Raw genomic sequence first — 2,144 nt, forward strand, 5'->3', positions numbered from 1 at the left:
GAAAGCTCCTTCAGGGCGTTGATCTGCTCGGAAACGGCGCGGCGGATGGCCGAAGTCGATTCCTTGGCCTCTTCCGGCATTTCGATGACGCCCTTCTTGAGCTCGGCGCGGGTCAGGTCGAGCTCGCTCTTGATCGAACCCGCTGTGCGCCGCATCTCCTCGGTCGCATCGGCAAAGCGCTTGGTTGCCGAGTCGACGACGTCGGTGATGGCGTTGCGGATCTTGTCGGCCGACTCCATCGTCTTGCCTTCGGCGTTCTGCAGCGTCTGGCCGACGAGATTTTCGAACGAGCGCATGACCCTTTCGAGATCTTCCGACTTCTTGACCAGGCCGACGGCGAGGTCTTCGAGCGACGACTGCCGTTCGAGCGTGTGTTCGAGGTTGCTCTGGGCCGAGCTCAACAGGTCCGAAGCACTGGACAGCAGGCGGCTGTGCTCGTCGAACTTGGTGGCAATCGACGCGACCTCGCGCAAGGTGGACGACGACAGTTCCGTCAGCCTTGTCGTGTTCGAATCGACCAGACGTGCCGAGCTGGCAAAGGTCTGCGCGGCCTTCTCGGTGGTGGCGGCGAAGCTTTGCGTGCTGCCGCTCAGGCGTTCATCGACCTGGCCGAGATTGACCGCGGCCTGCTCGATCAGCTGACCGAGCTGCGAACTGGACTTGGTCATCCGGCCGATGAGGTCGGCGACGCTGTCGGACAGCGACGAGCGGGCACCCTCGACCGCCGACAAGGTTTCGGCGGTGCGGTTGGCGAGCGCGTCGACAAGTGCGGCATTCTCGCTGCGCAGCTTCTCGGTGGCGCGTTCTGTGACCTCTTCCATGCTCTTTTGCAGTTCCGAGCCGCCCTGGGCGAAGCGCTCGACCAAAGGCCGTGCGGTTTCGTCGAGGATCTTCGACATTTCGGCCGAACGCGCCGCGAGCATGGTGTTGAGTTCGCGGGTGTTGGCGCCGATCGTCTTGGCGGCATCGTTGGTGCTCTGGCCGATATGCTGGCCAACCGCGGTGAAGGTCTCGGCGATCACATTGGCGCGCGAGACGAGTTGCGCCTCGGCGTTCGACACCTGCTCGTTGAGCTTCTGGCCCATCGTCTCGGCCGTAAAGGCGAGGCGGTTCTCGACGCCCGAGACCTGCTCTTCGACACGGGCTGCCGCGGCCGCCGCGCTCGAGGCGAGACGCTCGTCGGCGCCGGCAAGCGCCTGCTCGATTTCGCGGGCATGCACGGCCATTTCCTGGCCGGTCCGCCTTGCGCGTTCGGCAACCCGTTGCTCGGTATCGGCAAAGGCGCCGACGATCGTCTCGGCATGCTCGCCGATCGTGGTGGTGCTGCTGGCGATGCGCGACACCAGACGCTGATCCGCGTCGTCGAAGATACGGCCGATTTCCGAGGCGCGGCTCGACAGCGCTTCCGAACCCTCGGCGATGCGCGAGACGAGCTGCTGGTCGGCGGCATCGAAGATGCGGCCAAGGTCCGATGCGCGTGCGGCAAGCGCTTCGGCCGATTCGCCGATCCGCATGCCGAGCCGCTGGTCGGCGCCTTCGAAGTTGCGCAGGATGTCGCCGGCGCGCGCGGCCAGCGACTGGGCCGTTTCGATGGCGCGGGCGACCAGCTTCTGGTCGGCGGCATCGAACGTGCCTGCAATTTCGCTTGCACGAGCTGCCAGATGGTCGGCGGTGTCCTGAGCCCGGGCGGTCAGCTGATCTGCGGTTTCCTGGGCGCGGGCGGCGAGCTTCTGGTCTGCCGCTTCGAAGGTGCCGGCGATCTGATTTGCGCGAGCGGCCAGCTGATCGGCGGTTTCATGGGCACGGGCCAGCAGCGAGCTGGACGTGTCGTCCGCGCGGGCAAGCAAGGCGTTCGACGTATCTTCTGCACGGGCGTGCAGGCGACGGTCGGCCTCCTCGAAGGTGCGGGCGATGTCTTCGGCCCGCGCCAGCAGGGCCGCGGAGGTCTGCTCGGCGCGCTCGGCGATCTTGCGGTCGGCGTCGCTGAACGCGGCACCGGCCTGCTCGTGCAGGGTGCTGGTGACTTCCAGCACCTTTTCGCGCAGGGCGCCGGCGACAAACACGGCGCTCTTCTCGAGCACGGCGCGGACGTTGTCGACGCCTGTCGAGAGCGCACGTTCCATGGTGCCGGCGCGCTCCTCGAT

At 66.5% G+C, this 2,144-nt stretch carries 1 pseudogene; it reads right to left on the minus strand.

Going from position 1 to position 2,144, the window contains the following annotated elements:
• Nucleotides 1–2,144 (minus strand): annotated as a pseudogene (locus EN884_RS34025) (kinesin); the annotation flags it as partial.

This window comes from Mesorhizobium sp. M7A.F.Ca.AU.001.01.1.1 (assembly GCF_004022735.1).
Lineage (GTDB): Bacteria > Pseudomonadota > Alphaproteobacteria > Rhizobiales > Rhizobiaceae > Mesorhizobium > Mesorhizobium ciceri.